The organism is Aeromonas sp. V90_14 (assembly GCF_029967615.1).
GTDB lineage: Bacteria > Pseudomonadota > Gammaproteobacteria > Enterobacterales > Aeromonadaceae > Aeromonas > Aeromonas hydrophila.
On sequence record NZ_JASCAS010000003.1, the window covers coordinates 21,802 to 46,428 of the forward strand.

Genomic DNA, 24,627 nt, shown 5'->3' on the forward strand with positions numbered 1-24,627 from the left:
AAAATAAAGTAATGCAAAATGTAAATTTGGTTGGATATTTATTGGCTAAATCCCCCATCGAGCAGTGCCTTATCCCTTTCGAGATGGTGGTTGCAACTGAGTTATAAATATCGGTCGACCATGTGGGCTGCGCTGAGCGTCCTAACAAAAACCATTACCTATCCTACCTGACAGCTGTATTTATTCCCCATGGCCAACTACGGAAGCAGATATTGTTATCTGTGCCAGACAATGACGGTGATAGCCAGTTATCTTCTGTCTGTGTGTAAACCTTTTCTTGTGCATCATCAGTACTCCCAGATGGATTTCATTCAATTGTCCTGTGTTTTGAGTACTAGGATGAAGTTTATCGCTCTCATGCATGTAATAAAGGGAATGGCTGTGGCCTTGTTGTTGAAGATTACCGTATTGAAACCAAGTTGGTTTTCAAATGGCATTGTTTGTTGAAATTTCATTTCAATAAAAAGCAAGATTGGAAACGCAAAATCCTAAAGACATTCATATCATATGGGTGTTTTCGTTCACTCTAAGACTATCAGAATCCTCTTTTGACGGAACCTCATTGCATTGGTAATTAAGAGAAGCATGAATATGATAATCAATCGCACACTTCCATTAGGAAGTCTAAAAATATTATTGCACTGGCTAGTCGCCTTATTGATGATTGGACTAACCCTGTTAGGCTATCTGATGGTTAAATTTGAAATGTGGGATCTCTACTCCTTACATAAATCCATGGGAGTCATAGCATTGCTGATTGTTGTGCCTCGGATCATCATCCGGCTAGGTAATAGGGGGATTGTGTCAGTTCGACAATATCCTCGTCATGAGGTATTGGCAGCCAAGATGATTCACTTGGGGTTGCTTGTTTCAACATTAGTTATTCCTGTCTCTGGCATGCTATATTCTGGGGCTACTGGTCGTGGAGTGGCCATTTTGGGTCTGTCTATTATTCCCATGAACCTGGATGGTAATGATCCTGCCAATGTTGTTCCATACAGTGAAGCGCTGAGAAGTGCTGCACATGCAATCCATATCTATATGCCTTATATCATGCTGGTATTTTTATTGATTCATATTGTTGGTGCGGTAAAACATCACCTGCTGGATAAAGATGGTACGTTACTGCGGATGCTTGGCCGACAATAAATAGTTGTGTCGATGGCTGGTATCACTGATCGCCTGTTGTTCGTATCTAAATACGCTATAAGCCCTCCGGTGGAAGGTTCTTTACCAGTATTGTTTGAGAGATAACGAAGCTAATTAAAGGCGAGCGGAGTGAGCACGATACAATATTATCTTGCCAAGATGGGGGGGGCTTCCACAAGCCCTAACTTCTATTTTCTTTTTACGAACAAACCATTGCTGCTTGCTTGCACGCGACTTGCGATTGGGGTACCAGAGATTATAAATGCGATGATGAGCGGCCAGCTTATGTCTGACGAGTTCGACAAGTGCCGATGGCTTTGATTAAATCCAATTCTAATGCTGACTTTTCGTCGCTAGCAAGGAGCGCTGTCTGGACTACCGTAAACCTGTGTTCAAGGCGATGGACTACATCAGCCACCATCTGGATGACAACCCGAGTCTGGATGAGGTCGCGGCGGCGGCGGCCATCTCCACCTTTCACTTCCACCGCATTTTCAAAACGATGGTTGGCGAGACCATTGCCGGATTTACCCGGCGCCTGCGCATGGAGCGTGCAGCACGTCGCCTGCTCGCCTCCCCCCAGAGCGACATCACCACCCTGGCGCTGGCCGCCGGGTTCTCCAGCTCCCAGAATTTCGCCAAGGCCTTTCGTCAGCACTTCGCCATGAGCCCTTCGGAATACCGCCAGCAGCAAGGGGGAAACTGGAAAAGCAAGATTGGAAACGATCCCCTTCCCTTTGAAACCTATGATGACCTGGTCATGCACCCGGTCACCGAATACCCGGGTCTGTTGCAGGGGGCAAGCGTCAGGCAGATGCCCGCCCGGCACGTGGCGTACATGCGCCGCTTTGGCCCCTATGGCAAGGAGACCTGCGAGCAAGCCCATCGGGATTTGCTCGCGCTGTTCGCCTCAGACGAGGCGATGACACCGGCGGATACCCTGAGCCTCTATTGGGATATCCCCGATATCACCGATGAGACCCGCTGCCGTACTGACGTCTGCATTGAGCTGGGGCCAAAGATCCCCACTGGGCGCCAGTTAACCACCCAGACCATAGCCGCGGGTCCCTATGCGGTATGTCAGTTTATCGCTCGTGGCGATCAACTGGTCGCCTGCTGGGAGACGGCATTTCGCTGGGTAGTGGGCCAAGGGCTGAACTGCGACGATCGCCCGTGTTACGAGCAATACCACGGGGGCACGGACCCCGACCGGGATCATTACGTGTTTGATATCTGTATCCCGCTTATCGACCCATAAGCCGATACCCCATTTCCACTTACCCACTTCGGTGCCTTAGAGCGCCGAAGCGACGGAGTCATGCCCATGAATATCAAAACGCTGTTTCTCGCTAGCCTGCTGGTAGCGCTTCCCGCTGCCGCCAATGCTCAGTCACAAACCCAGACTCTGATCTTTGGCGGCACCATCTACAGTGGAGATCCGGCGAACCCTCACCCGGAGGCGGTCGGCATTGAAGGGAAAAAGATCGTGGCGGTCGGCAGCTATCAGGAGGTCAGCACCCGCCTCGGCAGCCACGCCAAACGCCTTGACCTGAAAGGAAAGTACCTGATGCCGGGGCTCATCGACAGCCATGTTCATGCGGCATTTGCCGGCTTTCAAAGGATGACGGTTAACTTTCCCGATGCAATGAATGAGGTTGAGCAGGTGCAGCAATTTCTGACCCGTAGCAAGGATGATCCCCGCCTGACACTGGGTGATGTGCAGCTATACAGCAATGTTTCCCTCGACTACTGGCATCAGCTTCCCCTGCTCGATCAGGTGTTCAATGGCCCACAATACCGGCAGATCCCGGTGGTGCTTGCCGGGTCGGATGCCCACACCGGTTGGGCCAATCAGGCCATGCTGCGCAAGGCAGGCATTGATGCCGAGTCCCTTGCCGGTCGTTATGCCCCGTTGAAAGGCAATTTTGGTCTCACCTCATCCGGCAAGCTGAATGGCTTTGCCTCGGAAGGCGGGTGGGATGCCATCCTCAAGGCGCTGCCCTCCGTCAGCGACGAGACGATTGCCAATGCCATCATGACCGCCGCCAAGCAGCTCAATCAGGTGGGCATTACCGCCTGGATGGACCCTATCAGCAACATTCGCCCCCTTGCGCCCATCTTCAACGCCGAACCGGATCGCCGCGACACTGGCCTGCTGCCGGCGTACAGCATGCTCTCCCGGGAAGGCAAGCTGACCGGGCATGTATCCACACTGGCACTGGTGGGGATCCACTCATCACCCGCCATCATTGATGACGTATTGGCGCTGCAACAGCAGTTTCAAGATGCCCCGGACGTTAAACTGGTGGGGATAAAAATCCTGCAAGATGGCGTCATCGAGTTTCCATCCCAGACCGCCAAGTTGAGCGAGCCCTACCTCAACCGTCCCGGTTACAGCGGCAAGGACGATCTGGACAAGCAGCGTTTCAACGAGCTGATCCGCACCGCGGATGCCCATCAACTGATCGCTCATTTTCATGCCATCGGCGATCGGGCCGTCCGAGAATCCCTTGATGCCATCGCCTATGCCCGGGCCCACAATCAGGATCACCACCTGCTGCACAGCATCACCCACCTGGAGGTGGTGAGCCCGGCCAGTATTGCCCGCTTCAAACCGCTCAATGTGGCCGCATCGATGCAACTGCTGTGGGCCGGGAAAAACATAGCGACCACCATGCTGCTGGAAGGGAAAGTGCCCCCGGCCCTGCTGGCCCGCCTCTATCCGGCAGGCAGCCTGCTGCAAAGCGGCGCCATTATCGCCGGTGCCAGTGACTGGCCGGTCTCCAGCCCCAACCCTTTCCTCGCCATGTATACCGCGATCACCCGACAAGGGGAGCTTGGCTTGCTGCCCCCCGCCAGTGAGCAGATCAGCCGTCAGGCTATCTTGCAGGCCTATACCCTCAACGCCGCAAAGGTGATAGGGCAGGAGAAAGAGATTGGCTCCATCAGCGCAGGCAAGAGTGCTGACCTGATCTTGCTGGATCGCAATCTGGAGCAGGTGGCAAGCGAGCAGATCAAAGAGACCAAGGTGCTCTGGACCATGTTCAAGGGCAAGCTGGTCTATCAGGCACCCTAATCCCGAGTGAAGAAGAAGTGGCTTCTTTGGAGAGCCAATTGGCTGGCGATTAGTCCTGCTATTTTAAATTCACAGAATTTCAGGCATATGTTATTTGCATGAACCTATTTCAGGGACTGCGCCGGCAGTCCCTTTTTTATTGAAGTGTTGTTTCCTCAATAGATGTGCGCTGTATGTAGACCACTAGAAGCCAGGCCAAGCCGCAAAGCGGTCTTGCTTGTCACCCGACTAAGCTTGCCCGGTTTTGTTGCTTGGCGAAGAGAAACGGCTCTGTTATGGTGTGTTTAATTAGCCGTTTGGATGGCTAGATGGTTTTAGTTGTTCAAGCACGACTCTGCCATCGCGCCAGCCGTTGAGATGTTTACAGGGAGTTTTTATGCAGCGTCGTTCCTTCTTTACCCTTTCCGCCCTGGCCCTGCTGGCCGGTACTCTGCCATTGGCGGCGCTGGCCGCCGATCCGGCCAAACAGGAGATCGTCATCGGTACCACGGTAGGGGATTTTGCCGACATGGTGACCGACTCCATCAAGCCGCAGCTCGAAGCCAAGGGTTATCAGGTCAAACTGGTGGAGTTCACCGACTACGTGACCCCCAATATCGCGCTGGCCGACGGCTCGCTCGATGTGAACTGCTTCCAGCACAAGCCCTATCTGGATAGCTTTGCCAAGGATCGGGGGCTGTCGCTTGCCCCCATCACCCAGGTGCCGACCGGCCCCATGGGGCTCTATGCCGGCAAGCTGGGAGATCTGAAGGCGGTGAAGGAGGGGAGCACGGTGGCCATTCCGAACGACCCCACCAATCAGGCGCGGGCGCTGCTGATGCTGCAGGACCTGGGCTGGCTGACCCTGAAGGAGGGGATCAACCCGCTCAAGGCGAGCGAGTTCGACGTGGTGCAAAACCCGCACAACCTCAAGCTGGTGTTGCTGGAGGCGGCCCAGCTGCCCCGCTCGCGCGAAGACGTGGACTTTTCGGTCATCAACGGCAACTTTGCCGCCTCAAGCGGCATTCCCTTCAGCTCCGGGCTGTTCCTTGAGCGCAGCTACGACTTTATCAACTGGGTGGTGGTAAAAAGTGCCGATGCGGACAAGCCTTTTGCCAAAGACGTGGCAGCAGCCTACAACTCGGCCGCCTTCAAGGCTTATGCCGCCAAGCGCTTCGTCGGTTACAAGTACCCCGAAGGGTGGCAGGGAGCGAGCGCCAGCAACTGAGTGGCCAGCGTCACAGGCTTTGAACAAAAACGGGCACCCGCGGGTGCCTGTTTTTTTGTGTCGTGCGGACGTCAGTAATGGCGTAGCCACCAGCGGGCGGCAAACAGCGCGGTGAGGCTGCCGAGCAGGGCGCTTGCCAGCACATCCAGCGGCCAGTGCATGCCGATCAGCATGCGCGAGAGGCCGATACCGATGGCCCACAGCGGTAGCAGCCAGGCGCCGGCAGGGGCGCGCGCCAGCCAGATCAGGCCGAAGAACTGGGCCAGGCTCATGGCGGCGATGCTGTGGCCGGAAGGGAAGGCGTAGTTCACCTCCGCCTGCCAGTGGTTGGCGAGCCACTCGGGCAGCGCCAGCAGCTGGCTGGCGGCATGGACCTGCTCGCTGCGCACCTCCACCTTGCCGGCATAGAACTGCTGGATGGCGGGGATCAGCTGCTGGCTCTCCAGCCAGAGCAGGTAAGGGCGGGGCTCCTCGGTCAGATGTTTGATCAGGCTCTTGATGAGCCAGTCGCCGGCCAGTACGGCAAACAGGGCGCCGCCGAGGGCCAGCAGCGCCGGCAGGCTCAGCGTCAGCTTGTGTCGGGTCAGCAGCAGCAGGGCCAGGATGCTGACGCCGATGCCGGGCACATCCACCATGCGGGTGAGGGCGTAGGGCCACCAGAGCCAGTCCGAGTGCAGGGCCTGGCTCATGAACGGTTGCCAGGGCAGGCAGGCCAGCAGGAGCAGCGGCAGGATCAGGGCGGCACTGAAACACAGCACCTGGCGGCGCGGCAGGGAAGAGGCGTGAGTCGGCATAACGGGGCTCGGCAAGGTGCCCATTCCTGGGCAGCAAAAAAAAGAGGCGCCATTGTGCCAGCCCAGTCCGCTCGGTCAAGTCGCGCCCCGCTCGCTGTAACACGGGGTTACAAATGAGTGTGGTGATGGCCGACCCGCCGAGTCCAATCCGGCTGGTGGCGAGGGGGAGCATCCGAGGTTGCTTGTGCAGACTGTCCCACTCGGTTGAGCAGAGATGGGTCAGCAGCGCGCAGGTTCCCGCCAGAAAGTCGCGGCGGTGGCCGCTCATGGATGAATAAGCATCTGAAACTTCGGTCTGTTTGGGCTAGAATGGCGCGCTTGTGGCCGCTAGCGAAGTGAGAGAGCCAGATGAAGATCGTCGTTGATGAAAATATGCCCCACGCCCGTGAGCTGTTTGCCGAATTTGGCGAGGTCATCCCGTTGCCCGGCAGGCAGATGCAGGCGGCGGATCTGCAAGAGGCCGACGTGCTGTTGGTGCGCTCCGTCACTCGGGTGGACGCCGCGCTGCTGGCCAGCTGCCCACGACTGAGCTTCGTCGGCACCGCCACCATCGGCACCGATCACGTGGACAAGGGGCTGCTGGCCGAGCGGGGCATTCCCTTCTTCAGCGCCCCCGGCTGCAACAAATATTCGGTCGGCGACTATGTGCTCTCCGCCCTGCTGGTGCTGGCCGAGCGCCATGAGCTCAACTTGAGCGAGATGAGCCTGGCGGTCATCGGTGCCGGCAATACCGGCGAGTGTGTGGCAGGCAAGGCCGAGGCGCTCGGCATGCGGGTGCTGCGCTGCGATCCGCCCCGTGCCCGCGCTGCCGAGGCCAACGAGGCGGCGCAGTTTGTCGACTACCAGCAGGCCCTTGAGGCCGACATCGTCAGCTTCCACGTTCCCATCACCCGTCAGGGGCCGGACGCCACCTTCCATCTGCTGGATGTGGCGCAGATTGCCGCCCGCCCGGTTGGGCAGATCCTCATCAACGCCTCCCGTGGCGAGGTGTGGGACAACCAGGCCTTGCTGGCGCGCCAGCAGAGTCAGGCGCCGCTGCGGCTGGTGATGGACGTGTGGGAAGGGGAGCCGGAGCCGCTGCAGGCCCTGGTGCCCCACACTGAGCTGGCGACCCCGCACATCGCGGGTTACAGCCTGGAAGGCAAGGCCCGTGGCACCTGGATGCTCTATGAAGCTCTCTGCCGGCAGCTGGGGCGCACACCGCGCCAGGATCTGCAGAGCTTGCTGCCTATTCCCGAGGTGCGCGAGGTGACTCCGGGCCAGCCGGCGGATCAAGCCTTGATCAAGCAACTGGTCCACCTTATTTATGACGTGCGCCGCGATGACGCCCGTTTTCGCAACCGACTCGGTGTGGCGGGCAGCTTCGATGAGCAGCGCAAACACTACCCGGAGCGGCGCGAGCTCTCTTCCCTGCAGCTGAAGGGGCCGTTTGCCGGCGATGCCCTGGCCCGGCTCGGGTTTGTCTGCCAGCCAGACTGAACACTTTACATACTTGAAGGGGCGGGGCCTTGTCCCGCCCATACCTGGTCTGGCCCGACGCCAGACCCGCTATCAGGCAGGTCCGCCTGCCAGCGGTGATGCCAGCGCGCGTCACCGGCACCATCATAGGAGAGAACAGCAGTGAGTCAGCAATTCAACGTAGCGGTATTGGGCGCCAGCGGCGCCGTGGGCGAGGCAATGATCGAGATCCTGGAAGAGCGTGCCTTCCCGATCGCCACCCTCTATCCGCTGGCCTCCAGCCGCAGCGCCGGCGATACGGTGCGTTTTGCCGGCAAGAACGTCGAAATTCTGGATGTGGAGGAGTTTGACTGGAGCCAGGTGCAGATCGCCCTCTTCTCTGCCGGGGCCGAGGTCTCTGCCAAGTGGGCGCCGATTGCCGCCGAGCACGGCTGTATCGTCATCGACAACACCTCCTGCTTCCGTTACGACGAAGACATCCCGCTGGTCATTCCGGAAGTGAACCCGGATGCGTTGGCCGATTTTCGCAACCGCAACATCATCGCCAACCCAAACTGCTCCACCATCCAGATGCTGGTGGCGCTCAAGCCGCTGCACGATGAAGTGGGGATCGCCCGCATCAACGTGGCGACCTATCAGTCCGTCTCCGGCTCCGGCAAGGAGGGGGTGAGCGAGCTGGCGGGACAGACCGCCCACCTGCTCAACGGTCGTCCGGTGGAGCCGAGCCTCTATCCGCAGCAGATCGCCTTCAACCTGATCCCGCAGATCGACAGCTTCACCGACAACGGCTACACCCGCGAAGAGATGAAGATGGTGTGGGAGACCCAGAAGATCCTGGGGGATGCCAGCATCGCAGTGAACCCCACCTGCGTGCGGGTGCCGGTGTTCTACGGCCATGCCGAGGCGGTCCACGTCGAGCTGCATCAGCCGCTCGACGCCGAACAGGTGAAGGAGCTGCTGCGCAATGCGCCGGGCGTCACCCTGTTTGACGACGAGAACGACTATCCGACCCCGGTGCGCGACGCAACCGGCAAGGACGAGGTGCTGGTGGGCCGGGTTCGCCAGGATATTTCTCACCCCTGCGGTATAAATATGTGGATCGTGGCCGATAACGTTCGTAAGGGCGCGGCGACCAACAGCGTGCAGATTGCCGAACTGCTGGTGCGCGATTACCTCTGATCGTCGGGTCCATTGGCCTGGCGGGGAGGGAAATCCGCCAGGCTGCCAGCCTGTGCACCCATGGGGTGGATGTGACCGGGGGCGCACTCTGCTGACGCGAGAATTTTTCGCGATATCAACTGATTAAGTTTTTTCCTACACTCAGGGGCAAGTTGGGTGCTAAATGTGTCGGACTGCTGGCTTGCAACCTGAGCCTGATTTATATTGAACCGACTGTTTTGGGGTAACTATCCAGATTTTTCAATGTGATAGGGCCGTCATACGAAGGAACGAATATGGGACATTCCCGCATAACATTGGCAACGCTACTCGCATTGGGTCTGCTGGGCACGGCCCAGGCCGAAGACTCGGCGCGGGAGCCTTTTTTTGTTGAGCTCAAAGGCCCGGACGAGCCGGCTCCGCCCGCCGTCAATTCCCAGCCGCTGGCACAACCTGTCGCCGCTCCCCGCGCCACGTCCCAACCCAGCCGAGCCACGGCCCAGCCGATCGTGCGGCAGGTCGCGAGCAATGCCGGCAGTTATGGCCCCATTCGTCCCACCGACACCCTCTGGAGCCTGGCGAGCAAGTACCGTCCCTCCAGCAGTGTCAGCGTCTATCAGACCATGGTGGCGATCTACGAGAAGAACCCCCGCAGTTTCGCCGACGGCAACATCAACCACATTCTGGTGGGCTCGCGCATCCAGCTGCCCACCACCGCCGAGGCCAGCGTCATCACCGATGCCGAGGCCCGCGCCAAATTCCGCAGTGACAACGCCAGCTGGAAAGGGCTGAGCCCGAAATACCTGGCGAGCAAGCATACCCCGCTGGCCAAGCCGGTGACCACCAAAGCAGCCCCGACCAAGGCGGCCGAGCCGGCCAAACCCGAGGTAGCCAAGGTCGCGCCCGCCAAGGCGGCGCCCATTCCGGCCCCGGCACCCAAGGTGGAGACACCCCAGCCGGCCACCGAGGTGAAGGCGGTTGCCAAGGCTCCCGAGCCGGTCGCCAGCCAGGCGGCTGCCACCAGCGCCGCCACGGCCAGCGCACCGGCGCCGTTGCCAGCCGATGTCAATCAACCGGTCGGCAAGCCCTCCACCGAGATGGCGCTGGCGCTGGAAGATGCCAATGCCCAGCTCGGCCAGGTCACCGAGATGAACCACAGGCTCAAGCTGCGGCTGCAATCCCTGACCGAAGAGGTGGAGACTCTCAAGGCCCAGTTGCAGGATCAGACCGCGCTGCAAAAAGAGATTGCCGAGCTCAAGGCCAAGCCGGTTCCGCCGGTGGCACCGGCCCCCGAGCCCAAGCAGAACTGGCTGATGGACTTGCTCTCCTCGCCGCTCAACCTGGCCATGATCATCCTGTTGCCGGTGCTGCTGGTGCTGGCATTGGTGACCCTGTGGCTGCGGGCGCGGGCCCGTCGCGAGCTGGAAGAGCAGGAGAAGAGCCTGTCCGAATCCACCGCCATGGTGATGGATCAGGAGAGCAGCGAATTTGACGAGCTGATGACGGTCGGCATCACCGACGATGAGCCGGTACGACCGCGCCCGGATCTCAACACGCCGGATGGCTACATGGCGGTGGAAGAGCCTGCTGCGCCGGCCGATCTGGTGTTCAGCGACGATGGCGAGATGGATCTGGCCAGCTTCGATGCCGAGCCGGCCCCGCCCGCCAAGGCCGCCATCCGGGATCCGGATCTGGTGCCCGAGCTGGATCTGGCCCATGACGAGTCCATCACCCTCGACACCGAGCCGGATCTGGACCTTGCCAGCGAATTCAATCCCAAGCCCAAGGCTGGCAACGAGATCATGAGCGAAGAGGAGCTGCAGGCAGCCCTGTTCGCCGAGCTGGATGCAGACCTGGAAGCCGATCTGGCGCTGGACGGCAGCGATGACGGTCAGCCCGATACCGACCCCATGGTCAGCGACGAGGATCTCGCCTCCTTCGATTTGAGCGACTTCGAGACCGCCTTTGCCGAGCCGGGCGCCGACAAGGCGGCCAGTGCCACGGCCGATGCCAGTGCCGATGAGCTGCTGGCGGAGCTGGGGCTGGGGCTGGAGCCCGAGCCCACCAAGGGGAAACAGGAGGCCGCTGCGGATCTGGAGTGGGATCCCAACGAGCTGGCACTGGCTGATTTCGAGGATGCCTTCGCCGAGGTGGAGTCCCACCCGGGCGAAGTGAAGCCACGGGAGCAGGCCCAGGAGAGCGGCTATGTCGAGATCGACAAGCTGCTGGCCGAGGCGGACGCCACCACTACCGAGCAGGAACCCTATCAAGGCTTCTCGCTGGACGTGGGGCTGGATGGCTTCCCCGAGGTGCTGCCGGAGTCCACCGGATTTGACGTGGATGCCGACGATGGCGGTGTGGGTGCCAAGCTGGATCTGGCCCGTGCCTACCTCGAGATCGATGACAAGGATAGCGCCCGCGAACTGCTGCAAGAAGCCGCAGAGCAGGGCACCGAGCATCAACGGGCCGAGGCCGAGAAGCTGCTCAAGCGCCTTGGCTAGAGAGCCAGCGCACAGTGGTGAAAGCAGGGGCAGCCGATGGGCTGCCCCTTGTTTTTGGCTCTGTCCCAGTTATGTGTTGAAAGGCTAATTTTGAAGTAGGTCATCACCTTGAGGGCCTCCATCATGGATACCCAAGCCTTTCAACATCTACTGTCCCTCTTCCCATTACTCACTTTGCGTCAGCGTCGTCTCGCGCAACATGAACTCACTACCCCTCACCCCATCACCTCGTTGGCCACTCAACTCCCCGCATGCCAATGCTGCCCTCACTGCCAGGCTGAGGCCACACAGTTGGCTCCCTGGGGCTGGTCTCGAGGGCTGCGCCGTTATCGCTGCAAGCAGTGTTTGCGCACCAGTTCCGTTCTCACCAACACGCCTCTCGCCCGACTTCGCAAGCCACAATGCTGGGAAGACTATGCACAGGCCCTCATCGACGGTCTGACCGTCCGGCAGGCGGCGCTCCGCTGTGGGGTCGGTAAAAACACCGCCTTTTTGTGGCGTCACCGCTTCCTGAAGGCCATGGCCAGCCACCAGGCGGTACGGGAAGAGGGTATCGTCGAGGTCGATGAGACCTTCTTCTTGGAATCTTTCAAAGGCCAGCGCGGATTACCTCGCCCGGCCCGCCATCGTGGAGGCAAAGGCCCTACCCGAGGCACAGGGCCGGATTACATCCCGGTGATGGTGGTGCAAGACCGAGCAGGCCACCTGGCTGATTTCCAGTTAGAACGGCTGAATGCTAGGGCAGTGAAGGCAGTGCTTGAGCCACTTATCGCCCTGGATGCCGTCCTGTGCAGCGATGGCGCTGGGGTGTATGCCAGTTTCAGCAAGTCGCAGGGCATGACCCACCAAGTGGTGCACAACCGTGCGGGAGAGCGGGTGGTGGGTGCATATCACATCCAACATGTGAACGGGTACCATAGGCGATTGAAGGAGTGGATGGAACGGTTCCATGGGGTCGCGACCCACTATCTGAGGAATTATCTGGGTTGGCGCAGGATGTTGGAGCGCTATGGGCAAGAAGTGAATATCTCACGTTGCTTGCATGAGGCGCTGGGGCGCCCCATGCAACACGTAATTGGGACATAGCCTTGTTTTTGGCATCGGTGTTTCTGGCGCCTGGTCTGGCCTGGACGCGGCTATTTGGGATTTTTGAGGCGAGACGCGTATAATCCGCCCCGTTTCGTTCACCGCCCCTTTTCATCAGAAGACAAGTTTATCCATGCGAATTGCCCTAGGTATTGAATACGACGGCAGCCGGTATTTCGGCTGGCAGCGTCAGCGCGAAGTGATCAGCGTACAGGAGGAGCTGGAAAAGGCCCTCAGCCGGATTGCCAATCACCCCGTCTCCATCCAGTGCGCAGGGCGCACCGATGCTGGTGTCCACGCCACCGGCCAGGTGATCCACTTCGATACCGATGCGAATCGCGCCGAAGGGGCCTGGACCCTGGGTCTCAACTCCAACCTGCCGCCGGACATCGCCGTGCGCTGGGTCAAGCAGGTGGACGAGGGGTTTCATGCCCGCTTCAGCGCCACCGCCCGTCGCTACCGCTACGTCATCTACAACCACAACTACCGGCCGGCCATCCTCGGCAGTGGCGTCAGTCACTACCACGAAACCATCGATGCCGATCTGATGCACCAGGCGGGCCAGAGCCTGCTCGGGGAGCATGACTTCAGCACCTTCCGGGCCGTCGCCTGCCAGTCCAACACCCCCTGGCGCAATGTGACGCACCTGTGTGTCAGCCGCTCCGGCCCCTATATCGTGCTCGACATCAAGGCCAACGCCTTTCTGCACCACATGGTGCGCAACATCACCGGCTCCCTGCTGCTGGTGGGGCAGGGGCTCCAGCCGGTGGAGTGGATTGCCGAGGTGCTGGCAGCCCGGGATCGCAACCTGGCGGGCCCGACTGCCAAGGCGGGGGGACTCTATCTGGTGGACGTGGATTACCCGGCGGAGCTGGGGTTGCCGCGGATGCCGCTGGGCCCGTTGTGGCTGCCGGACTCGGCACCGGGTACGACCAGTTTTTAGTAACTGGCCCCGAAAATTTGTGGTTTAATGATCCGTCATTTATTGCCATCGAGCTATTAAGTCATTGAACAATCTAGGCTCGATGCGTTTTGTCAGGCACAAAAGCATTAAGGAATTCCATGAGCTGGCTTGAGAAGATCCTTCCCAAGAGCAAGATCACTACACCTCGTCGTCACAACATTCCGGAAGGGGTGTGGACCAAGTGCAGTGCTTGTGAACAGGTGCTCTACCGGGCAGAGTTGGAGCGCAATCTCGAAGTGTGCCCCAAGTGTGATCATCATATGCGCATCAGCGCCCGTGCCCGTCTCGAGAGCTTTCTCGACGAGCAGGGCCGCACCGAGATCGGTGCCGAGCTGGAGCCGCAGGATGTCTTGAAATTCAAGGATTCCAAGCGCTACAAGGATCGTTTGTCTGCCGCCCAGAAAGAGACGGGAGAAAAAGATGCGCTGGTGGTGATGAAGGGGACCCTCAAGGGGGTACCGGTCGTCGCCTGTTCATTCGAGTTCTCCTTCATCGGTGGCTCCATGTCCTCCGTGGTGGGTGCCCGCTTCGTGCGCGCCGTCGAGGAGAGCATCAAGGAAGGCCGTGGTCTGGTCTGTTTCTCCACCTCGGGTGGTGCCCGCATGCAGGAGGCGCTGTTCTCCCTGATGCAGATGGCCAAGACCAGTGCGGCGCTGGACCGTCTGTCCAAGGCCGGCCTGCCCTATATCTCCGTGCTGACCGACCCCACCATGGGTGGCGTTTCCGCCAGTCTGGCCATGCTGGGTGACATCAACGTGGGCGAGCCCAAGGCACTGATCGGCTTTGCCGGTCCGCGCGTCATCGAGCAGACCGTGCGCGAGAAGCTGCCGGAAGGCTTCCAGCGCTCCGAGTTCCTGCTGGAGAAGGGCGCCATCGACCTCATCATCGATCGCCGCGAGATGCGCAACCGTCTGGCCAGCCTGCTCGCCAAAATGCTGAATACTCACGTCATCGAAGAGTGAAGATGAGTTCCAACATGCAACAATCCCAAAGCCGGTCGCTGGTCGACTGGCTTTCTTATTTGGAGCAGATCCACCCGGTCAACATCGACATGGGGCTGGATCGGGTCGGTGCCGTGGCCCGCCGCATGGGCTTAACCCAACTGCCGTTCAAGGTGATCACGGTGGCGGGCACCAACGGCAAGGGCTCCAGCTGTGCCATGGCGGCCAGCATACTGATGGAAGCCGGCTACCAGGTCGGCGTCTACTCCTCTCCCCATCTGCTGCGCTTCACCGAGCGGGTGCGGATCAACGGGGCCGAACTGGCCGACAGCGATCACTGCACCGCCTTTGCCGAGGTGGAAGCGGCCCGCGGCGAGATTGCCCTTACCTTCTTCGAGTTCGCCACCCTAGCGGGCTTGTGGCTGTTCCGGCGCGCCGCGCCGGATGTGCTGCTGCTGGAAGTAGGGCTGGGCGGTCGGCTCGATGCCACCAATGTGGTGGAGTCCGATGTCGCCATGATCACCTCCATTGCGCTCGATCACTGCGACTGGCTCGGGGATACCCGCGAGGCGGTGGCGGTGGAGAAGGTGGGGGTGTATCGCGCCGGCAAACCCGCCATCAGCGGTGAGCCCAATCCACCCGTCACCATCGCCAGCGAGGCAGCCCGCCTCGGTGCCTGCCTGCGTCAGGTCGGCGTTGATTTTCGTGGCGATGAGCATGCCAGCGGCTGGGATTATCACGGCCTTCATCAGTGGCACGACCTGCCCAAACCGGCCCTGCCGCTGATGAACGCGGTCACCGTGCTGGCGGCGCTGGAGTCCCTCGGCCTGCCGCTGCCGGAAGAGGCTATTCGGCAAGGGCTGCTCAATGCCCGGCTGGCCGGGCGGATGCAGCAACTGCAAAGCGCGCCGCTGGTCATCGTCGATGTGGCCCACAACCCCCATTCAGCAGCCTATCTGGCCGCCCAGCTGCGCAAGATGCCCTGCACCGGCGTGCGCCGCGCCGTGGTCGGCATGCTCAAGGACAAGGACATGGCGGGGTCGCTTGCCGAGCTTGATGGTCTCATCGGCGAATGGTATCTGGCCAGTCTGACCGGCCCGCGGGCGGCGAGCGCGGCCCAGCTGGCGGCCGCCCTTGGTAGCGAGCGGGGGCCGGCGACCACCTGTGACAGCGTGGGGCAGGCCTATGCTGCTGCGTTGGCCGCATCGAGTCCTGATGATATGGTCATTGTGTTTGGTTCGTTTTACACTGTTGCCGACATTCTGGCGGGTGTCGCCGTCTAGGCCACACCCCGGCTCCCCGGCCCTCTGGCGGGGAGCCGAATCGCATATTGAGTTACGTAAAGGTAGGATTCAACTTGGCCTCTAAGTTTCAAAACCGTCTGGTGGGCACCGTCATCCTGGTGGCCCTGGTTGTCATTTTTCTGCCGGATTTGATGGACGGCCACAAGCTGGAGCAGAAGGAAGAGGCGTTTGCCAAGATCCCGCTGCGCCCGGAGCTGGAGCCCGCCAAGCCCGCCTTGCAGGTATCGGCCGCCAGCACCTTGCCGGCGGAACACCTGGCCAGCCAGCAGCAGGCCTCTGCCGCCGAGCAGTGGCAGGTGGAAGAGGTATCTGAGCCGGTAACCCTGGGGGCCAAGCAGGGCCAGCCGCCGGTGCAGCAACCGGCCGCCAAGCCGGTGACCCAGCCCGTCACTCCGCCTGTGGTCAAGCCCCAGCCCAAGCCTGAAGTGATCGCCAAGAAACCGGTGGAGCAGCCCAAGCCCAAGGTGGTGCCGCCCAAGCCGGTCGAGGTGCAAAAACCGGTTGAGAACAAGCCGCAGGCGGGCCAGATCAAGTCGATGGACGATCTCATCGCCAGCAAGATGGGACAACCGACCACGACGACAGCCCCGGCGCCTGCCGCTACTGCGCCGGCCCAGGGCAGCTGGATCCTGCAGCTCGGCGCCTTCAAGAACGTCGACAGCGTCAATGCGCTGGTGGGCAAGCTGCGGGCTGCGGGCTACTCGGCGCACACCTCGCCGCGCACGCCGGTCCAGGGTCAGCTCAACCGGGTCTTCATCGGGCCGGATGTCTCCAAGGCCAAGCTGCAGGGCATGCAGAGCCGCATCGGCCAGATGACCGGCTTGAGTGGTTCCGTGGTGGCTTACAACCCCTAAGAGGGTCGACAAGGTAAAAAAATACCGCGCTGCATCTTGGATGGGCGCGGTATTTTTTTAGATGCATTTCACCGGTTTTGGCAGGCCGCCAATCTTGGTGGCCTGCTTGGCGGGGCCTTCCGGGAACAGCTTGTAGAGGTAGCGGCTGTTGCCCTTTTCGGGGCCATACTGCTTCTCCATCGCCTTGACCAGGGCGCGGATGGCGGGGGAGGTGTTGAACTCCAGATAGAAGGCGCGCACGAAGCGCACCACTTCCCAGTGCGGCTCCTCCAGCACGATACCTTCCTGCTCGGCCAGTACCAGTGCCAGCGCCTCGCTCCAGTCGTTGCTGTTGAGCAGATAACCCTTGGCATCGGTTTCGATGAGTTGGCCGTTGAATTCCAGCTGGTGATGCTCGGACATGGTGGGCTCCTTGTGGCCTGTCAGGATTGGGCGGGCATGGTAGCGCCTTGTTCCCGGGTGAGCAACCGGCTCTCGTTGGCCAGGGTGAGCAACTCATCCGCCAGCTGGCTGATGAGGTTGAGCTGCTGGGTCAGCATCAGCTGCTCCTCGCTGCTGTCCGGGGTGATGACCGGGCACTGCCCCTCGATCTGCTCCGGCATCTCTCCCGCCAGGTGACCGGCAGCCCGCTCCAGAGTGTGGCTCAGGTGACGGCTGATCTCGTCCAGCTCGCCGATGGCCTCCAGCTTGTCGCGATGGGCCCCCAGCGCCGAGATGTAGGAGAGCAGGGCGTGGTTGCGCCAGGTGAGGGTGAAGCAGAGATCGAGGAAGCGACGGCGCTTTTGCGGCTCCACCAGCATGCTCTGCCAGGCCATGGCCAGCTCGCTGTCTGCCAGATGGGCGCTCTTGCGCGCTACCCGGTAGTCGATGGACTCATCCCGCTGCTGTTGCAGGCTGGCGAGCACCGCCGAGAGATAGCGGGCGTTGGCGGAGAGTGAATTGGCGATCAGGGTTGGCAGCCGCTTGTACTGCCAGTCCGGCCACAGCCAGGCCACCAGGGCGTAGGAGAGCAGGCAGCCGAGGAAGGTATCGAGCATGCGCGGCCCCAGGATGGCGAAGCCGATGCCGTCCAGCAGGTTGAACGCCATCAACACGTAGAGGGTGATGAAGCAGACCGCGGCGCTGTAGTTGCTGCGCACCTGGGTGAAGAAGAGGAAGGCGGCCAGCCCCATCACCACCAGCTGTACGTGCAATTCCGGGAACAGCCAGAGCACCGGGATCCCCACCAGCAGGCCGGCGAAGGTACCGAGCATGCGCTGTACCAGCCGGCGACGGGTGGCGCTGTAGCTCGGCTGACAAACGAACAGTACGGTCAGCAGGATCCAGTAACCCTTGTCCAGGTGGAACGCCTGCAGGATGCCATAGCCCACCACCAGCCCGAGCGACAGCCGCAGGGCATGGCGAAACACCATGGAGTTTGGGGTCAGGTGCTGTTTGAGCTGGGTCAGCAGTGGCAGGCGGGCGGGGCGGGCCAGGGGCGGCAGGCTCTGCGGGGCCTGCTCGGGATTTTGCAGCTCTTCGGCGCTTTGCAGCAGCTGGTTGATGCTGGCCAGATTGCGGCGCAGAAACTTCATCGGCGTCAGCAGGGTTTTCGGGTAGTGCTGCTTGAGGTGGGTGAACTCCAGCTGATCGCCGAGGGCCTCCAGCGTCCAGTGGATGCGCTTGTTGTGGGCATAGGGCTTGTGCACCAGGATGGCGTAGCCGAGCCGCTGACACGCCTCGGAGAGCTGCAAAAAGACCTCTTGAAAGCCGTCCAGCACGATGCCCTGCTTGAGCTCGGCCTCCAGCTTGCTGTAGGGGTAGTGGCTGGAGGTGGCCCGCTCGTGGATCTCCAGCGCCAGCAGGTAGAGGCGCAGCAGGCTGGCCAGCTCGGGGGAGGCCCGGTGACGGGTGCTGAGGCGGGCGTTGAGCGCCGACTTGGTGAGCGTCAGGGCGTTGACCAGGTTGATGTTGAGCTGGGCCAGGTTGTGACGAATGGCCTGAGCACCGTGCTCGTCGGCCGGAAAGAAGCGGGATTTTTCCAGCAGATAGCGGGAGAGGGCAAAGTAGCTCTGGGCCAGCTGTTCGTGCAGGGTCTTGTAGGGCAGCAGCCAGAGCCAGACCAGCGACACCAGGCCATACCAGAGAGCCCCGGCGCCGAGGGCCAGCGGTTGATAGAAGAGATCCGGCGCCTTGGCGGCCCCCAGCATGGTGTAGATGGCAATCAGCAGGGAGCCGAAGCTGATGGTGGCGTAGCGCTGACCGAGCGCCCCCACCATCACGAAGATGAAGGTGGAACCCGCCAGCCCCAGGGCGAACAGCCAGGGCGTGGGGAAGAGGTACTGCACGCACAGGGAGGCGAACAGGAAGCAGAGCAGGGTCATGGCGAGGTTCTTGACCCGGCCCCACAGACTGTCGTCGGTCTCGGCGATGGCGCCGGCCACCACCCCGAGGGAGAGCAGCACGGTGAGCTGGATGTCGCCGGTCGCCAGGGTGAAGGCAAGCAGCCCCATGATGGCCAGCAGTACCTTGAGGGCAAAATAGATATGACTGTCAGTCAGCAAACGGCGCAACAGGCCAGAGAAATCCATGGGCATGGGAGAGCGCAACCCTTGAGCGAAACGAAAACCAGAGCATAACCGGTCAACAACGAAACGGCCCTGATTTGGATCAGGGCCACTTCGCTTCATATCCTTGATTTACAACTTATCCTGACAGAAACAGGAGCCAATAAAAACCCCGCCGAAGCGGGGTGTTTGATTAGTTGCGGTTGCCGCCAAGCAGACTCAGCAGGCTCAGGAAGATGTTGTAGATGGAGACGTACAGGGTGACGGTGGCGGAGATGTAGTTGGTCTCGCCGCCGCGCACGATCTGCTGGGTGGTCAGCAGGATGGCGCCGGAGGAGAACAGCATGAACATGGCGGACAGGGCCAGGCTCAGGGCGCTCATCTGCAGGAAGATGTTGGCGATCATGGCCACCAGCAGTACCCAGAAACCGACGAACAGCATGCCGCCGATGAAGGAGAGGTCACGCTTGGTGGTCAGGGCATAGGCCGACAGACCGAAGAAGGTGAGCGCGGTGCCGCCGAGCGCGGTCATCACGATCTCGCCGCCGCCATTGTTCATGTACATGTTGATGATGGGGCCGAGGCTATAGCCCAGCAGACCGGTCAGGGCGAAGGTGAACACCAGCCCCATGCCGTTTTCGCGATTTTTCTCGGTCAGGAACATCAGACCGTAGACGCCGATGAGGAAGATGGCCCAGTGCAGGGGCGGCATGTTCATCACGGTGGCTACCCCGGCCACCACGGCAGAGAAGCCAAGAGTGAGGGAGAGCAGCATATAGGTGTTGCGCAGTACCTTGTTGGTATCGCGCGCGGCACTCTGGGTGCCGGTATAGATAGAACGGGTATCCATCTTGGGTGTCCTCTTGATTTCCGGGGTGAGGCGGCAATCCGCCTCGTTAACGCATTGTATGCACTGAATGTCGGGATGACGAGCGCTGATTTCAAGCCCCACCCCAGCCTGTTGCCCCCTACTATCCCAAATCAAATATGTATTGCATATGAACAAGGGGCTGACGTAGTATGCACGCCGTTCGGAGGGGTGGCAGAGCGGCTGAATGCACCGGTCTTGAAAACCGGCGATGGGCGACCATCCGTGGGTTCAAATCCCACCTCCTCCGCCATCTTTAGAAAAGCCCCCGGTAACCAACTTGGTTGCCGGGGGCTTTTTGCTGTCCGGGTGCCGGCGTTTTCGGGTTATGGCGCCGTGGTGGACATAGGTGGCTTGTACCAGCTGAGTACTAGCAGGGTGAGCAAGCAGCAGGCGGCGCCGGCGTAGAAGGTGAAGGAGGGGCCCAGATGGTCCCACAGCAGGCCGGCCAGCAGGCTGGCCAGCAACATGGCGAGGCCGCAGATGAGGTTGAAGAAGCCAAATGCGCTGCCGCGTAGATCCGCCGGGGCCGTGGCGGCCACCATGGCGGCCAGCAGCCCCTGGGTCATTCCCATGTGAATGCCCCACAGCATCACCCCTGCCAGCAGCACGACCCAGTGGGTGCTGGTCGCCAGCACCAGATCGGCGGCAATCAGTACCAACAACCCCCAGATCAGCAGGGTGAGGTGGCTCATGCGGTCCGAGAGGCGGCCGAACGGGTAGGCGCTGAGGGCATAGATGAGATTCATCGCCACCATGACCAGCGGCACCAGCGCCAGCACCATGCCGCTTTGTTGGGCACGCAGCACCAGAAAGGCTTCGCTGAAGCGGGCCAGGGTAAACAGGGCGCCGATCAGCAGCACCCAGCGATAGGGTTTACCCAGCCGGCGCAGGTTGTCGCGCCGCAGGGGGTTGCGGCGCTCGCGCCCATCGCTCTCTTTGGGTTCCCGCAGGCCGATGGCGAGCAGGGTGACCGAGGCCAGCCCAGGAATGACCGCGAGCCAGAAGATGGCGCGAAAATCATCGTGCCAGAGCAGCATTAATCCGACGGCCAGCAGTGGCCCCAGCAGGGCGCCGACCGTGTCGAGGGACTGGCGCAGGCCAAAGGCGGCGCCGCGCAGCTCAAGGGGGGTGAGGTCGGCCACTAGTGCATCGCGGGGGGCGCCCCGAATGCCTTTGCCAATCCTGTCCAGCAGGCGGGCGGTCAGTATCAACCCGCTGCCAGTGGCGATGGCGAACAGCGGCTTGGTCAGGGCTCCCAGCCCGTAACCGAGCAGGGCCAACCCCTTTCGTCTCCCCAGATAGTCGCTCAAGGTGCCGGAGAAGACCTTGACCATCAGTGCCGTGGCCTCCGCCATCCCTTCGATGAGCCCGATGGTGAGGGCGCTGCTGCCGAGCACCGTCACCATGAACAGGGGCAGCAGGCTGTGGATCATCTCGGACGAGATGTCCATCAGCAGGCTGACGAAGCCCAGCACCCAGACCCCGCGCGGGATCTGGCGGGAGGGAGGGGCCGGGTCTTGTCTGTTGCCTGTCGTCATCGGGGGAGCCTTGCCTCGCATCAATTCCCACAGAGCATAGTCAGCCCGGCGACCCAGAGGCGGCCGGGCTGGCTTGCTGCGTGATTACTGTTCGATATCGAGTTCAGCCTGGACCGGTTGCCGGTTGCGCAGAGTGGAGATCAGCACCAGCGCGGCGATGGCGGCCAGCAGGGTGAAGGAGGCGGAGTAACGACTCAGCTCCAGCCCGCCCTTGCTGAGCGGCTTGTCCAGAAAATCCCCCACCACGGCTCCCAGCGGCCTGGTCAGAATGAAGGCGGCCCAGAACAGCAGGGTCCGCGACACCCGGGTCAGGTAGTAGGTCGCCACGATGGCGGCCAGCATGCCGCCGAACAGCACGGCACTGCCTGCATAACCAAAGCCGGCCTCGTCTGCGGTCCAGTCACCCAGTGCGGTGCCCAGCGTCTGGGAGAACATGATGGTGACCCAGTAGAACAGCTCGGTGCGCGGGGTGGTAATGCTGCCGGTGGAGATGCTGCCCTGCAGCCGATACCAGAGCAGGAAGGAGCCCATCAGCAAGGCCAGCAGCAGGGTGGAACCACCGGCATAGCCCAGCCCGAGCGAGCGATCGGCAAAGTCTGCCAGGGTGGTGCCGACCGTGGTGGTGGCGATGATGGTGGTCCAGTAAAGGAGGGGGTTATAGGAGGTTGCTGCGATCTGCGCGCTGACCGACACGAAAAAGATCACGGCAAAGATGGCCGTGCTCACCAGATAACCGAGTTCCATCGACATGGAGACGGCGTCACCCCCCGTCTCCCCCAGGGTGGTCGCCAGAATCTTGATGACCCAGAACGCCAGGGTGATCTCTGGTACCTTGCTGATTGCTGCGCTGTTGCTGTTGTGCATGTTAACCCTCTCTCGCATCTGTCGTGTGACGAGGACTCGTCAGGGAACAGCCTCGCCGAGCAGTCTTAAGCAAAACTTAAGGACGAGCGGCCGTCTTGAAAAAGAGTGGTGCGGGCGCCTGGCGGGGAGGAGAGTCGTATATGCATGGCTGTTTTTTGAGCGGCCGCATAACACGGGTATCTTAATTTTTCCTTAAGTATCGTCGGCTAGGCTGTCGGTTTGCTGATGATTGTTGATATACATCACATTATTGAAGATATTTGAAAATAGTATATTTGGTGTTTTCAGCACGCTGTTACTATCCGGCGCCAAATATCGGCGTGTCGACTCTGGTTCGGCTATTTCGACGTGTAATAAAGAAGCGTAACAGGGAGATATGCATGCCTTCTTTTCTTAGAATAAGAATTGTTCCATTTATTTTGTTGTTGGCATTTATCTTTGCCTTCTTGCTCAACTGGCCAGTCCTGCTGCATTTTTATGAGATATTGACGCAGCTTGAGCATTTTAAAATCGGGTTTGCCATCTCCATTCCCATCGTATTGGTAGCGGCATTGAACTTTGTATTCATGCCATTCTCTGTGCGTTATTTCATCAAGCCTTTCTTTGCCTTTCTGTTTATCACCGGTGCCATTGCCAGCTACACCATGATGAAATACAAGGTGCTGTTTGATGGCGACATGATCCAGAACATCTTTGAGACCAACCAGAGCGAGGCTTACTCCTACCTGAGCGTGCCCATCGTGGTCTGGGTATTGCTGGCCGGGGTGCTGCCGGCGGTATTGCTGTTTTTCGTCAAGATAGAATATCCGGCCAAATGGTATCAGGGCCTGTTGCAGCGCGGGCTCTCCATGCTGGCCTCGCTGGCGGTATTGGGGATCATCGCCGCGGCCTACTATCAGGACTATGCCTCGGTCGGGCGCAACAACCAGACCCTGAACCGGGAGATCACGCCGGCCAACTACATGTACAGCACCACCAAGTATCTCTACAAACGCTATCTGGCGGAGCCGGTGCCGTTCCAGCGGATGGGTGACGACGCCAAGCGGGTGGCCGGCAAAGACAAGCCGACCATGATGTTCCTGGTGGTGGGGGAGACGGCGCGCGGCAAGAACTTCTCCATGAACGGCTATCACAAGGAGACCAACCCCTTCACCAGCAAGCAGGCGGGGATCATCTCCTTCAACGACGTGCGCTCCTGCGGCACGGCGACGGCGGTCTCTGTGCCCTGCATGTTCTCCAACATGGGGCGCAACCAGTTCGACGGCAACCAGGCCCGCAACAGCGAAGGGCTGCTGGATGTGCTGCAAAAGAGCGGTATCTCCATCTTCTGGAAGGAGAATGACGGCGGCTGCAAGGGCGTATGCGATCGGGTGCCGAACATGGTGATCAAGCCCAAGGATCACCCCAAGTTCTGCGACAAGAACACCTGCTATGACGAGGTGGTGCTGGAGGGGCTGGATGACGAGCTGGCCGGCATGAAGGGGGACAAGCTGGTGGGCTTTCACCTCATCGGCAGCCATGGCCCGACCTATTACAAGCGTTATCCGGGGTCGCATCGCCATTTCCTGCCGGATTGTCAGCGCAGCGATATCGAAAACTGCACCGATCAGGAGCTGGAGAATACCTACGACAACACCATTCGCTACACCGATTTTGTGATTGCCAGCATGATCGAACGGCTGAAGAAATATGAAGACAAATACAACACGGCGCTGATCTATATTTCCGACCATGGCGAGTCACTGGGGGCATTGGGGCTTTATTTGCACGGTACCCCTTACAAGTTTGCGCCGGATGATCAGACCCGGGTGCCCATGCAGGTGTGGATGTCGCCCGGTTTCTCCAAAGAGAAGGGAATGAACCTCGATTGTCTGCAGCAGAAGGCAGCCAATACCCGTTATTCCCACGACAACCTGTTCTCGTCCATGTTGGGGATCTGGGATGTGAATACGGCGGTATATGACCAGCAGCTGGATATCTTCAGCCAGTGTCGCAGCGTGCAGTAACGCCATATTGAGATAAAGGGGAGCCTGGCTCCCCTTTTTATTTGGGCGCAGCCTGATGATAACCCGTGAGCGGCTTGCCAACCTGACCAGATGGGTCGGGTAAAGCGCGTTATCTGGTGTATGATGTCACTGCTCATTAATTGTGCTGTGCGCCAACGGGATGTGGCGGGGCTGACCGCCAGGATAAGCGGTGAATTAATCTGCCAGCAGCTGAGTAATTTTATTTAGGGGGCAAGGCTCGTCTTTTGCAAAAAAGTCGATATAAAGTGGGATGCCATGCTGGGCGGGGGCATTTTCCGGGCAGCCAGGG

At 60.2% G+C, this 24,627-nt stretch carries 19 protein-coding genes and 1 tRNA gene; 14 read left to right on the plus strand and 6 right to left on the minus strand.

Annotated features, from left to right (window positions below; translation table 11 throughout):
* Positions 1–585 precede the first annotated feature (585 nt).
* The 4 genes from QLG02_RS03750 to QLG02_RS03765 all read left to right on the plus strand — a co-directional run bounded on the left by QLG02_RS03750 (position 586) and on the right by QLG02_RS03765 (position 5,432).
* A complete protein-coding gene (locus QLG02_RS03750; RefSeq protein ID WP_282464545.1) occupies positions 586–1,149 on the plus strand; it encodes a cytochrome b in 564 nt (187 codons plus the stop codon).
* Positions 1,150–1,549: 400 nt separating this feature from the next.
* Positions 1,550–2,407 (plus strand): AraC family transcriptional regulator, encoded by an 858-nt coding sequence (locus tag QLG02_RS03755; protein ID WP_282464546.1) that lies wholly within the window; start codon positions 1,550–1,552, stop codon positions 2,405–2,407.
* 66 nt (positions 2,408–2,473) lie between these two features.
* Positions 2,474–4,225 carry an amidohydrolase gene (locus tag QLG02_RS03760; RefSeq protein WP_282464547.1) on the plus strand — a complete coding sequence of 584 codons (1,752 nt, stop codon included), beginning with the start codon at positions 2,474–2,476 and terminating at the stop codon, positions 4,223–4,225.
* A gap of 376 nt (positions 4,226–4,601) precedes the next feature.
* Positions 4,602–5,432, plus strand: coding sequence for a MetQ/NlpA family ABC transporter substrate-binding protein (locus QLG02_RS03765; RefSeq protein ID WP_282464548.1), 831 nt, complete (start codon positions 4,602–4,604; stop codon positions 5,430–5,432).
* Positions 5,433–5,503: 71 nt separating this feature from the next.
* Here the strand turns inward: QLG02_RS03765 and QLG02_RS03770 are convergent, their stop codons facing one another.
* Positions 5,504–6,250, minus strand: coding sequence for a phosphatase PAP2 family protein (locus tag QLG02_RS03770; RefSeq protein ID WP_282464549.1), 747 nt, complete (start codon positions 6,248–6,250; stop codon positions 5,504–5,506).
* A gap of 324 nt (positions 6,251–6,574) precedes the next feature.
* Between QLG02_RS03770 and QLG02_RS03775 the strand changes: the two genes are divergently transcribed.
* The 8 genes from QLG02_RS03775 (at position 6,575) to dedD (ending at position 16,492) form a co-directional block, all read left to right on the plus strand.
* Positions 6,575–7,705 carry a 4-phosphoerythronate dehydrogenase gene (locus QLG02_RS03775; RefSeq protein ID WP_282464550.1) on the plus strand — a complete coding sequence of 377 codons (1,131 nt, stop codon included), beginning with the start codon at positions 6,575–6,577 and terminating at the stop codon, positions 7,703–7,705.
* Between the two features lie 141 nt (positions 7,706–7,846).
* A complete protein-coding gene (locus tag QLG02_RS03780; RefSeq protein ID WP_016351142.1) occupies positions 7,847–8,863 on the plus strand; it encodes an aspartate-semialdehyde dehydrogenase in 1,017 nt (338 codons plus the stop codon).
* 275 nt (positions 8,864–9,138) lie between these two features.
* Positions 9,139–11,343: a FimV/HubP family polar landmark protein gene (locus tag QLG02_RS03785; protein ID WP_282464551.1), complete on the plus strand. Its 2,205-nt coding sequence runs from the start codon at positions 9,139–9,141 to the stop codon at positions 11,341–11,343.
* Between the two features lie 123 nt (positions 11,344–11,466).
* Positions 11,467–12,429 carry an IS1595 family transposase gene (locus QLG02_RS03790; RefSeq protein WP_282464552.1) on the plus strand — a complete coding sequence of 321 codons (963 nt, stop codon included), beginning with the start codon at positions 11,467–11,469 and terminating at the stop codon, positions 12,427–12,429.
* Positions 12,430–12,562: 133 nt separating this feature from the next.
* Positions 12,563–13,372, plus strand: coding sequence for a tRNA pseudouridine(38-40) synthase TruA (gene truA, locus QLG02_RS03795; protein WP_029300144.1), 810 nt, complete (start codon positions 12,563–12,565; stop codon positions 13,370–13,372).
* Between the two features lie 119 nt (positions 13,373–13,491).
* Positions 13,492–14,355: an acetyl-CoA carboxylase, carboxyltransferase subunit beta gene (accD, locus tag QLG02_RS03800; protein ID WP_011706493.1), complete on the plus strand. Its 864-nt coding sequence runs from the start codon at positions 13,492–13,494 to the stop codon at positions 14,353–14,355.
* Positions 14,356–14,357: 2 nt separating this feature from the next.
* Complete coding sequence (folC, locus tag QLG02_RS03805) at positions 14,358–15,617, plus strand: bifunctional tetrahydrofolate synthase/dihydrofolate synthase (protein WP_282464553.1); 1,260 nt, start codon at positions 14,358–14,360, stop codon at positions 15,615–15,617.
* A 74-nt stretch (positions 15,618–15,691) separates the two neighbouring features.
* Positions 15,692–16,492 carry a cell division protein DedD gene (gene dedD / locus QLG02_RS03810; RefSeq protein WP_049049382.1) on the plus strand — a complete coding sequence of 267 codons (801 nt, stop codon included), beginning with the start codon at positions 15,692–15,694 and terminating at the stop codon, positions 16,490–16,492.
* Positions 16,493–16,549: 57 nt separating this feature from the next.
* On the opposite strand, the gene QLG02_RS03815 is transcribed toward dedD, so the two are convergent.
* The 3 genes from QLG02_RS03815 to QLG02_RS03825 all read right to left on the minus strand — a co-directional run bounded on the left by QLG02_RS03815 (position 16,550) and on the right by QLG02_RS03825 (position 19,888).
* Positions 16,550–16,894 (minus strand): TusE/DsrC/DsvC family sulfur relay protein, encoded by a 345-nt coding sequence (locus tag QLG02_RS03815; protein WP_011706490.1) that lies wholly within the window; start codon positions 16,892–16,894, stop codon positions 16,550–16,552.
* A gap of 20 nt (positions 16,895–16,914) precedes the next feature.
* Positions 16,915–19,068: a YccS family putative transporter gene (gene yccS, locus QLG02_RS03820; protein ID WP_011706489.1), complete on the minus strand. Its 2,154-nt coding sequence runs from the start codon at positions 19,066–19,068 to the stop codon at positions 16,915–16,917.
* 163 nt (positions 19,069–19,231) lie between these two features.
* A complete protein-coding gene (locus QLG02_RS03825; RefSeq protein WP_016351136.1) occupies positions 19,232–19,888 on the minus strand; it encodes a Bax inhibitor-1/YccA family protein in 657 nt (218 codons plus the stop codon).
* A 183-nt stretch (positions 19,889–20,071) separates the two neighbouring features.
* Between QLG02_RS03825 and QLG02_RS03830 the strand changes: the two genes are divergently transcribed.
* A tRNA-Ser gene (locus tag QLG02_RS03830) sits at positions 20,072–20,159 on the plus strand.
* 73 nt (positions 20,160–20,232) lie between these two features.
* Here QLG02_RS03830 and QLG02_RS03835 read toward each other — a convergent pair.
* Together QLG02_RS03835 and QLG02_RS03840 are read right to left on the minus strand one after the other, a co-directional pair.
* Positions 20,233–21,447 (minus strand): MFS transporter, encoded by a 1,215-nt coding sequence (locus tag QLG02_RS03835; protein WP_282464554.1) that lies wholly within the window; start codon positions 21,445–21,447, stop codon positions 20,233–20,235.
* A gap of 84 nt (positions 21,448–21,531) precedes the next feature.
* A complete protein-coding gene (locus QLG02_RS03840) occupies positions 21,532–22,311 on the minus strand; it encodes a membrane protein (protein ID WP_044800260.1) in 780 nt (259 codons plus the stop codon).
* Between the two features lie 380 nt (positions 22,312–22,691).
* Here QLG02_RS03840 and QLG02_RS03845 point away from each other — a divergent pair, with 380 nt between their 5' ends.
* Positions 22,692–24,317: an MCR-3-related phosphoethanolamine--lipid A transferase gene (locus tag QLG02_RS03845; RefSeq protein ID WP_282464555.1), complete on the plus strand. Its 1,626-nt coding sequence runs from the start codon at positions 22,692–22,694 to the stop codon at positions 24,315–24,317.
* The last annotated feature ends 310 nt before the right edge of the window (positions 24,318–24,627 follow it).

Bases quoted from the DNA above. Each gene is read 5' to 3' on its own strand.
- QLG02_RS03815 (WP_011706490.1), bottom strand. From the start codon at position 16,894: ATGTCCGAGCATCACCAGCTGGAATTCAACGGCCAACTCATCGAAACC.
- yccS (WP_011706489.1), bottom strand. From the start codon at position 19,068: ATGCCCATGGATTTCTCTGGCCTGTTGCGCCGTTTGCTGACTGACAGT.
- QLG02_RS03760 (WP_282464547.1), top strand. From the start codon at position 2,474: ATGAATATCAAAACGCTGTTTCTCGCTAGCCTGCTGGTAGCGCTTCCC.
- QLG02_RS03785 (WP_282464551.1), top strand. From the start codon at position 9,139: ATGGGACATTCCCGCATAACATTGGCAACGCTACTCGCATTGGGTCTG.
- QLG02_RS03790 (WP_282464552.1), top strand. From the start codon at position 11,467: ATGGATACCCAAGCCTTTCAACATCTACTGTCCCTCTTCCCATTACTC.
- QLG02_RS03775 (WP_282464550.1), top strand. From the start codon at position 6,575: ATGAAGATCGTCGTTGATGAAAATATGCCCCACGCCCGTGAGCTGTTT.
- QLG02_RS03825 (WP_016351136.1), bottom strand. From the start codon at position 19,888: ATGGATACCCGTTCTATCTATACCGGCACCCAGAGTGCCGCGCGCGAT.
- QLG02_RS03845 (WP_282464555.1), top strand. From the start codon at position 22,692: ATGCCTTCTTTTCTTAGAATAAGAATTGTTCCATTTATTTTGTTGTTG.
- QLG02_RS03755 (WP_282464546.1), top strand. From the start codon at position 1,550: ATGGACTACATCAGCCACCATCTGGATGACAACCCGAGTCTGGATGAG.
- QLG02_RS03770 (WP_282464549.1), bottom strand. From the start codon at position 6,250: ATGGGCACCTTGCCGAGCCCCGTTATGCCGACTCACGCCTCTTCCCTG.
- QLG02_RS03750 (WP_282464545.1), top strand. From the start codon at position 586: ATGAATATGATAATCAATCGCACACTTCCATTAGGAAGTCTAAAAATA.
- truA (WP_029300144.1), top strand. From the start codon at position 12,563: ATGCGAATTGCCCTAGGTATTGAATACGACGGCAGCCGGTATTTCGGC.
- QLG02_RS03835 (WP_282464554.1), bottom strand. From the start codon at position 21,447: ATGACGACAGGCAACAGACAAGACCCGGCCCCTCCCTCCCGCCAGATC.
- accD (WP_011706493.1), top strand. From the start codon at position 13,492: ATGAGCTGGCTTGAGAAGATCCTTCCCAAGAGCAAGATCACTACACCT.
- QLG02_RS03765 (WP_282464548.1), top strand. From the start codon at position 4,602: ATGCAGCGTCGTTCCTTCTTTACCCTTTCCGCCCTGGCCCTGCTGGCC.
- QLG02_RS03840 (WP_044800260.1), bottom strand. From the start codon at position 22,311: ATGCACAACAGCAACAGCGCAGCAATCAGCAAGGTACCAGAGATCACC.
- folC (WP_282464553.1), top strand. From the start codon at position 14,358: ATGAGTTCCAACATGCAACAATCCCAAAGCCGGTCGCTGGTCGACTGG.